This is a genomic window from Desulfamplus magnetovallimortis (genome assembly GCF_900170035.1).
Lineage (GTDB): Bacteria > Desulfobacterota > Desulfobacteria > Desulfobacterales > Desulfobacteraceae > Desulfamplus > Desulfamplus magnetovallimortis.
In genome coordinates this window covers 1-7,167 of the sequence record NZ_LT828578.1, presented here as the reverse complement: position 1 = coordinate 7,167, position 7,167 = coordinate 1, and the positions used below count along the sequence as shown (strand labels likewise).

The window sequence follows — 7,167 nt, the reverse complement described above, 5'->3', positions numbered from 1 at the left end:
TATAGTCAATGCGCCAAATATTCCATTATCATCACAAAAAGATAAAGACAAGCACTTTTTAAACGTGAGGTAGGGCACGTGAGTTAAATTTTCGATTGGTAATCCGTTGCCCCCTCACAAACGCAGCATACAGATTTAACGTTTCATTATCTTGTATATATGCTCATATCCACACTAACATGTTAAAATAAAGTCATTTTAAAAAAATTCAAAATAAGAGGCAGTAGTGCCAGGGGGGATATCAACATATAGACCCAAGGCCATATCTCAAAATATGGCGATTTTGGACAATGCTATTTGATACATATCTTTCCAAATAGTCTATGCATCCTTTAAAGGGGATTCTATCACTTCTTTTAATGCATTATATATGGTGGCTCTGCTGACATTATACTCTTTGGACAAGATTGTCGGGTTTACTCCTGATTCTTTCTTATGTCTGATCTCATCCTTCTGCCTGGTGGTTAATGTGGCCTTACGTCCGCAATGTTTCCCCTTTGCCTGTGCTGCTGCTATGCCTGCCATCTGGCGTTCTTTTCTAAGGTTGGTTTCAAATTCAGCAAAAACTCCGAGCATCTGAAGGAATGCCTTGCCTGCTGCTGTGCCGGTATCAATGGCCTGGTCGATTATTTCAAGAGAGGCTCCTTTTTGTTTCAGGGTTTCGACTATGCCGCAAAGGTCATTCATATTTCTTGCGAGTCTGTCTAATTTCCAGACCACAATTTTATCGCCTCTGTTTATCATTTCAAGAATAATGGCAAGCTTTGGTCTTTTCATATTTGTACCAGTGGCTTTTTCTTCTCTATATACACCGTCTGGATATTTAGCTTTTAGGGCTTGTTCCTGCATGTCGGTATTTTGATCTGCTGTGGATACTCTTGCATAAGTGAAGACAGTCATATTTTTTCCTTGTTATAGATTAAAACTGTATAACAAAGTATAGACCTTTTTAGAAACAATATCAACAATTCAAAAAAAGACCTTTATAACGCCTTTTTTAAGATGTCTAACAAGGTATAGGTTCTTGACAGCAAATGATCTCCAAAAATTGAACCTGAAGCATCCCAGCAAAAATAAAATGTTAATGTAACAAAAAATTTTATACTGCCCAATTTCGAACGAATCGGTTCCGTAACTCTTATCGCTGCCGGTGTTGTTCCGGAGCATATTTATGAAGACAAGGCCTCAGGTAAGCTGGATGTCCGACCTGGGCTGAAGGCTGCTCTGAAGGCATTGCGAGCAGGAGATATTCTGGTTGTCTGGAAATTGGACAGGCTTGGACGGGATCTCAGGCATTTGGTAAATACTGTCCATGGCCTTGAAGGGAAAGGTGTTGGATTTAAAGTCCTATCTGGCCAAGGGGCGTCTATTGATACAACGACACCAGCCGGCAAGCTGGTCTTCAGTATATTTGCAGGTCTCGCAGAATTTGAACGAGAGCTCATCTCTGAACGTACAAAAGCAGGGTTGGCGTCAGCTCGTGCCCGTGGAAGGACAGGTGGGGCACCATATAAAATGACTGTGGCAAAGCTACGACTTGCCATGGCAGCCATGGGACAGCCGGAAACCAATGTTGGATCTCTCTGCAAAGAGCTGGGGATCACTCGTCAAACACTATACCGACACGTTGCACCAGATGGAAGTCTACGTGGAGATGGAAAAAAACTATTTGAAAAAAAGGGTAAATAAGATTTTAAAATCGGTAGGTTATGTTGATTTAAAATTGACAGATTGCACTTGGCAGTGCGAATGTTGGGGTTACCCCTTGAAGGGATGGGAATCGGGTTCCGCTCGATTACCGAGAATATCGACACCACCTCCGCCGGTGGGCGACTCATTTTTCATCTATTTGGTGCGCTGGCAGAATTTGAGCGGGATCTGATCAGAGAGAGGGTGCAGGCAGGACTCAAATCAGCACGTGCCAGAGGGAGAAAAGGCGGGAGACCCGGGGTGCCGGAAGAAACCAAGGCCATGGCTCAGGCGTTGATGAAAGATAAAACTCTGTCGGTGAAGCAGATTTGTAATCAATTGGGGATTGCCAGAAGCACCTTCTACAAGTATGCGAAGCCTATAGAGAAGCAAACGCTTTAATTCCGTACCTCGGGTGAGCTGCGCAGGGAATATTTTTAAAACATTCTCTTGACTACATATATACTAAAAGACATAATCGTTATATGGAATGGAATATAATCATACATGAAAATTTTGAGACAGAAATTCAAGATTTTTCAAGAAAGGTAAAAACCGAATTTTTCGCATCAGTTCAGATGCTTAAGCTATATGGTCCACAATTAGGACGCCCACATGTAGATACATTAGAAGGCTCCAAATACTCAAACATGAAAGAGCTTCGATTTAATGCTGATAATGGCGTCTGGCGTGTTGCATTCGCTTTTGACCCTAAACGACAAGCTATTTTGCTGGTTGCCGGGGATAAGTCGGGAGTAAAGCAAAATCGGTTTTATAAAAAATTGATAAAAGCTGCTGATACTCGATTTTTCGAATGGCTCAATCAACCAGGGGAGGACTAAAAAAATGGCACGTAATATAGATGATCTCATTGCTGAATTGCCGGAAGATCATCAGCAAGAGATAGAAGAACGTTTCCAAGCAATGAATGCTGAATATATGGCCTTACAAGAATTGCGCAGGGCTATGAAATTTACCCAAATGGATATTGCAAAGAAATTAAAAATGGACCAGGGGAATATCTCTAAGCTCGAAAGCAGGACGGATTTAATGCTATCCACTTTACGACGCTATATTGAATCCATGGGAGGTTCACTTAAGCTTGTTGCAGAATTTCCCCGAAGACCCCCAGTGGAGGTCATTGGTTTTAGTAACAGCTCTGAGACAAAAAATCTCTAATGCAGGCAAAGAAACTTGAAAAACTTCAACGTTATCACAGAGACATTGAGTGTGGAGCTCCAAATGGGTCCCGACATCCTTTTCCATTCTCTCTTTCTTGGTAACGCCATACGACCCACTGATCATATTTTTTTAATTGTGAAGGAATATTTTTTAAAATCTAAGTTCATTTTTTACCTTTTAAATTAATAATATTTCATTTTAAACTTCGGAAATTATTATATGATCTATTCTATCCTTTTTATATAGATAGGCGATTGCACCACCTTGATGACGAGGATTTGTTACCACTTTGTCTGGTCGCAAATTTAGCTTTTTGAACTTATAAAAAGTCATCCCTAAATTCTTTGCAGCTAGATTCCCGTAGTAATATTGATTTAAGTCAATCCCTCGATGATCTTCAATCTTCAAGCCTGTTTTTGGATCATATCTATTTGTATTCATTGCATTCTCCATGTTAATATTCACAATGTTTATCCATAAACCTGTTTGCTTCTTCTAAACTACGAAATTTCCGGTGAAGTGCATTGCTATAGCCTTTTATTTGTTTTTCAGCACCATTAGCCCCTCTCCAGCTTTTATAAATACCAGTAACTTTCCCTCTTGCAACGGCGTAGTACCATGTTTGTTTTTTCTTCTTAGGTCGATTTGTCTTTAAAGATTGGATCGTCATTTCCAGGTTCATTATCATTGCCTTCAAATCTTCAATCTCTTCTAAGATCATGGTAAATTTTTTTATCTTCTTTTTTGGTTTGTCGAGCATAATTTCCTCCAAATTTTTTATAGTTATTCAATTAAAATAAATACATACGTCTATTCTACCCTCTCACCCAAAACATAAAATACAGCTATGGTAACTTGGTCGCGTCAATGCGAAACCAACAACAATCTGTTAATAATCTGTCTGGGTGAGGGGGGTGATTTTACTACGCAGGACTTCTTAAAAAATACAAATTAAGAGGACAATGCCGCAATTTCATTTCGATACGTTTCGATTTTTACTCGCATCTTATCTTTCCATTTAATCTTTGGGTTTTTCTCAAAAGTTTTATAAATATCAATAATTTGCGGAAGAGATTGGCCAAATTCTATGCGCTTAATCTCTTTTTTCAAACGTTTATCAGCATCACGTTTCAGTCGACCGACGTTACTCATTATGCCAACCCAAATATCTTCAGTGACATAGGGATCCAAATCTGAAACCAAAGACTCTATATTAAGAGAGTCAATCATTGGCTCTATACTTACAGATGTTCGAAATCCTTTTTTCTTTACATGCCTGAGAGATTTCTTACGTTCTTCATATGTCGGCGCATTAGGTTCCCAAAATTTAAGCTTTTGGTTATTCATGGCTCCAATAGTGAAACGGAACAATACCTGATCTTTATAGCGGTCGATTGATTTACAAAGCCGCTTCATCAAGTCATATCGAGGCTTGGAGACGATAAGTACGTCATTTCCTGCTTCCAGGAGCTTGAGCAACGTTTTGCTGTAATCATCGAATATGGAAGGCAAAATGTAATGTGAAGTTGGAAAGCCAATCAGGCCTTTAACTTTTTTTCTATTTACATCAACATCTTTAGGCCTAACCACACAACGCTCCCAATCGTCTTTATCTCGATGTCCAAAACGATTAGCCATATATTTAGCGTAGCAATATAAACAATTGTTTTCGCAACCCGTCGCTATATTTATGGACTTATCTGCCCATTCTCTAAAACCTGTTTTCCCCATTATTTTTCTCCATATCTTGAAGTTTTGTATAAGAAACATCTTTTTTAATCCGAAAATAATTAAAAATACTATAACTGCAATGTTGAAGTGAAACGCTGCAACGGCATCTGATTATAGTTGAAGCAGGAATCTCATTCAGTCTTTTCTAAAGCATTCAGCAGAATGAGATTCCATTTGACAATCTTAATTTGCGATTAAAGAATCTGTTGACGTAAGGAACCTATTGAATTCTTCGAGAGATACCCAATAAAGACTTGTATGTTTACCCATAAACTCTCCAAATAGAGCATTTTTAATAGATGCAGCCGCAAATTGGAAAGTTCTCAATACCATTTCCAACTTGCCTTCATCATTTATTTTAGGTTCTACAGGATACTCAAAGACAATAAATTTAAAAGTATCTTTTGAAGTTATTTCTCTTGGATTATGCCCAAAAAGTATTCTTTGCCCCAGCTGTAAAGATTCGCCTATAAACCCCTGTAAATATTCACCCGGCTCATTTTTTAAAGGGAAACCAAAATACAAGTCGTAGAGGGCGTTAAGTTCTTTGAATATAATCTGTTTTGTGAAAACCTGTTTCGAGGCCGTTTTATGTTTTTTTGCCATAGATTCAATATCTTTAAACTGTGTATTAAAAAGTGTATATTGAAGTTCAACCACATCATTTTGCTTTTCGTGTCCAGTGTTTTTGTGTTGAATCATGATAAATTTTTTCATTTTAATTCCTTTCTGAAAATCTTTGTTTTTAGCAAAACTTTTTTTGGACATAGAACTTACCTCCATTAAATTATTGTTTCCAAGTAGGGTCGATTATTTTTCCCCTACTAAACAATATGGCTGGAAATTTTCATTTTTCTCCATAAAACAATAAAAAAATATATCCAGTTCAAATGAGATCTACATGAGTTGGTGATTACCATCAAAAAAGCATATCAAAACTGTCTAATATTAATTGATTCCAATTAACATTTTAAAACGTACTATTTTGGTTTCCACTCGACTTAATATCTTACCAAATTCACTATCTTCATCATATTCTGTCTTAAGTTTTAGTATTCGATCGTTGATACAATCAATCTCTACTTTAAAATCTCTTTTGAGAATATTTCGATATTTCTGAAACCCATACATCATGCAAATATCGATTACTTTTTTGCATCGGTGTAAAGAACAAAGTAAATGGACAACGTCTTTCTGGTCATTCTCAATTGCATTTATTGCGTTCATCAACTGACTCTCTGCTTTTACCAACACATCTTTGGAATACATAGCATTTCTCCATAATGAAAAATTGAACTCAAATAATGAAAATAACCCCTCACCGATTATTGGACGCAGTAGTAGTGCTTGATGTCGTATCGATTACGAAATCAATTCATAACGACTTACAACTTGTTTAGTGAGGGGTTATTTTTTAGAGTATTAATATCGCACTGCTATTTCAAATCATGCGTAATAGTCACCGCGGCTGATCATATCATGTACTAATTCAGAATCACTTTCGTCATCTTCATTACTTTCATCTTCGGATGATGAGCATGCAATAATGTCAATGAATGGATCTTTCACAGTACCATTTTCGTTCATTCTTTTTATTTCATCATCATTTAAATATTCTTAAATGCCAACTCTTTGAATATTTCTATCAATTTATCATCACTTATCAGATGTTTACGAGATATCGTACTCGCAATTCCTCTGAGTATAATTTCACTTTTATGCCCAATTTCATTGAATAAAGAACGTGTATCAATATTTAATTTTTTTATTAATTTATCTCTAATTATTTCTTCTTTTCTTAATCTTTCTTCATGACGTGTATTAAAATTAGCAATATACATCGAGAAATGAATTTCAACTAAAAACATAGCTATTTCAACTTTATTTGAACTATCAAATATGGATGAATCAAATTCACAATCCCCCAAAAATTCTGTTAAGGACATATCACTTGCTTCTAGAACTTTTATCAAACTTTCAATTCCATCTTCACCAAGATAGGACAAAATAGGATAACGATCTAAATTGATTTTTTCTGCCATTTTCAAAGCTTCATCAACTTCTACATTATATAGAAACGGATAATGTTTTTTCAGTATTCTATATAGTTGTTTTTCATCTTTACATTCATTTTTTAAAGATGCGACACCTTCATTACGTTTCAAAAGCCATTTAGTTGATTCTTTTTTATGTTCTTCATATTTAATATGAAAATCTTTAATTTCGCTTAAAATTGATTCTGTTTTACTGCTCTTATCATTAGACATTTTTCACCTCATTTTTTAATTAGATTTACTCAAAAAAGACTGCTGATGTGACTGCTTTTTAACTACTAATTTTCTCCTAAATTTTTTCCATATTCACCTCCTATTTTTAGGTTATGTAAAATTCTCGTTCTACTTAGTTAAACGATTTGATGTTTTTTATTTCTTCTCAACTTCATTCTGAACAATAGTCTTTATAAAATTAGAGTAAGCATTAAAATATTTGATCTTGTCTATCTAAACGATTTCATTGATTTTTTAACATTCGACATTTCAATCTTTTTCTATTCAATTACTGCTG

The 7,167-nt window shown here is 36.0% G+C and carries 12 protein-coding genes; 4 read left to right on the top strand and 8 right to left on the bottom strand.

Features of this window, described 5'->3' with window-relative positions:
- Positions 1–321 precede the first annotated feature (321 nt).
- Positions 322–900: a recombinase family protein gene (locus tag MTBBW1_RS26915; protein ID WP_080810029.1), complete on the bottom strand. Its 579-nt coding sequence runs from the start codon at positions 898–900 to the stop codon at positions 322–324.
- Between the two features lie 201 nt (positions 901–1,101).
- On the opposite strand from MTBBW1_RS26915, the gene MTBBW1_RS26910 reads away from it, so the two are divergent.
- The 4 genes from MTBBW1_RS26910 (at position 1,102) to MTBBW1_RS26895 (ending at position 2,868) form a co-directional block, all read left to right on the top strand.
- A complete protein-coding gene (locus MTBBW1_RS26910) occupies positions 1,102–1,689 on the top strand; it encodes a recombinase family protein (protein WP_080810027.1) in 588 nt (195 codons plus the stop codon).
- Positions 1,690–1,773: 84 nt separating this feature from the next.
- Entirely contained in the window at positions 1,774–2,091 is a 318-nt protein-coding gene (locus tag MTBBW1_RS26905) for a recombinase family protein (protein WP_245809577.1), read from the top strand.
- Between the two features lie 83 nt (positions 2,092–2,174).
- Positions 2,175–2,531 (top strand): type II toxin-antitoxin system RelE/ParE family toxin, encoded by a 357-nt coding sequence (locus MTBBW1_RS26900; RefSeq protein WP_080810022.1) that lies wholly within the window; start codon positions 2,175–2,177, stop codon positions 2,529–2,531.
- 4 nt (positions 2,532–2,535) lie between these two features.
- On the top strand, positions 2,536–2,868 hold the full coding sequence (locus MTBBW1_RS26895) for a helix-turn-helix domain-containing protein (RefSeq protein ID WP_080810019.1): 333 nt from the start codon (positions 2,536–2,538) through the stop codon (positions 2,866–2,868).
- A 201-nt stretch (positions 2,869–3,069) separates the two neighbouring features.
- Here the strand turns inward: MTBBW1_RS26895 and MTBBW1_RS26890 are convergent, their stop codons facing one another.
- From MTBBW1_RS26890 to MTBBW1_RS26865, 7 genes are all read right to left on the bottom strand, one after another.
- Positions 3,070–3,312, bottom strand: coding sequence for a hypothetical protein (locus tag MTBBW1_RS26890; protein WP_139786932.1), 243 nt, complete (start codon positions 3,310–3,312; stop codon positions 3,070–3,072).
- Between the two features lie 13 nt (positions 3,313–3,325).
- Positions 3,326–3,631 (bottom strand): RNase H1/viroplasmin domain-containing protein, encoded by a 306-nt coding sequence (locus MTBBW1_RS26885; protein WP_080810013.1) that lies wholly within the window; start codon positions 3,629–3,631, stop codon positions 3,326–3,328.
- Between the two features lie 191 nt (positions 3,632–3,822).
- Positions 3,823–4,602, bottom strand: coding sequence for a radical SAM protein (locus MTBBW1_RS26880; RefSeq protein WP_186441749.1), 780 nt, complete (start codon positions 4,600–4,602; stop codon positions 3,823–3,825).
- Between the two features lie 183 nt (positions 4,603–4,785).
- Positions 4,786–5,370: a hypothetical protein gene (locus MTBBW1_RS26875; protein ID WP_080810009.1), complete on the bottom strand. Its 585-nt coding sequence runs from the start codon at positions 5,368–5,370 to the stop codon at positions 4,786–4,788.
- Between the two features lie 180 nt (positions 5,371–5,550).
- On the bottom strand, positions 5,551–5,871 hold the full coding sequence (locus MTBBW1_RS26870; RefSeq protein WP_080810006.1) for a hypothetical protein: 321 nt from the start codon (positions 5,869–5,871) through the stop codon (positions 5,551–5,553).
- A 177-nt stretch (positions 5,872–6,048) separates the two neighbouring features.
- Positions 6,049–6,189: a hypothetical protein gene (locus MTBBW1_RS28835; protein WP_186441748.1), complete on the bottom strand. Its 141-nt coding sequence runs from the start codon at positions 6,187–6,189 to the stop codon at positions 6,049–6,051.
- A 20-nt stretch (positions 6,190–6,209) separates the two neighbouring features.
- On the bottom strand, positions 6,210–6,869 hold the full coding sequence (locus MTBBW1_RS26865) for a hypothetical protein (RefSeq protein ID WP_080810003.1): 660 nt from the start codon (positions 6,867–6,869) through the stop codon (positions 6,210–6,212).
- Positions 6,870–7,167 lie beyond the last annotated feature (298 nt).

Bases quoted from the DNA above. Each gene is read 5' to 3' on its own strand.
- MTBBW1_RS26915 (WP_080810029.1), bottom strand. From the start codon at position 900: ATGACTGTCTTCACTTATGCAAGAGTATCCACAGCAGATCAAAATACC.
- MTBBW1_RS26905 (WP_245809577.1), top strand. From the start codon at position 1,774: ATGGGAATCGGGTTCCGCTCGATTACCGAGAATATCGACACCACCTCC.
- MTBBW1_RS26900 (WP_080810022.1), top strand. From the start codon at position 2,175: ATGGAATGGAATATAATCATACATGAAAATTTTGAGACAGAAATTCAA.
- MTBBW1_RS26895 (WP_080810019.1), top strand. From the start codon at position 2,536: ATGGCACGTAATATAGATGATCTCATTGCTGAATTGCCGGAAGATCAT.
- MTBBW1_RS26890 (WP_139786932.1), bottom strand. From the start codon at position 3,312: ATGAATACAAATAGATATGATCCAAAAACAGGCTTGAAGATTGAAGAT.
- MTBBW1_RS26885 (WP_080810013.1), bottom strand. From the start codon at position 3,631: ATGCTCGACAAACCAAAAAAGAAGATAAAAAAATTTACCATGATCTTA.
- MTBBW1_RS26880 (WP_186441749.1), bottom strand. From the start codon at position 4,602: ATGGGGAAAACAGGTTTTAGAGAATGGGCAGATAAGTCCATAAATATA.
- MTBBW1_RS26875 (WP_080810009.1), bottom strand. From the start codon at position 5,370: ATGTCCAAAAAAAGTTTTGCTAAAAACAAAGATTTTCAGAAAGGAATT.
- MTBBW1_RS26870 (WP_080810006.1), bottom strand. From the start codon at position 5,871: ATGTATTCCAAAGATGTGTTGGTAAAAGCAGAGAGTCAGTTGATGAAC.
- MTBBW1_RS28835 (WP_186441748.1), bottom strand. From the start codon at position 6,189: ATGAACGAAAATGGTACTGTGAAAGATCCATTCATTGACATTATTGCA.
- MTBBW1_RS26865 (WP_080810003.1), bottom strand. From the start codon at position 6,869: ATGTCTAATGATAAGAGCAGTAAAACAGAATCAATTTTAAGCGAAATT.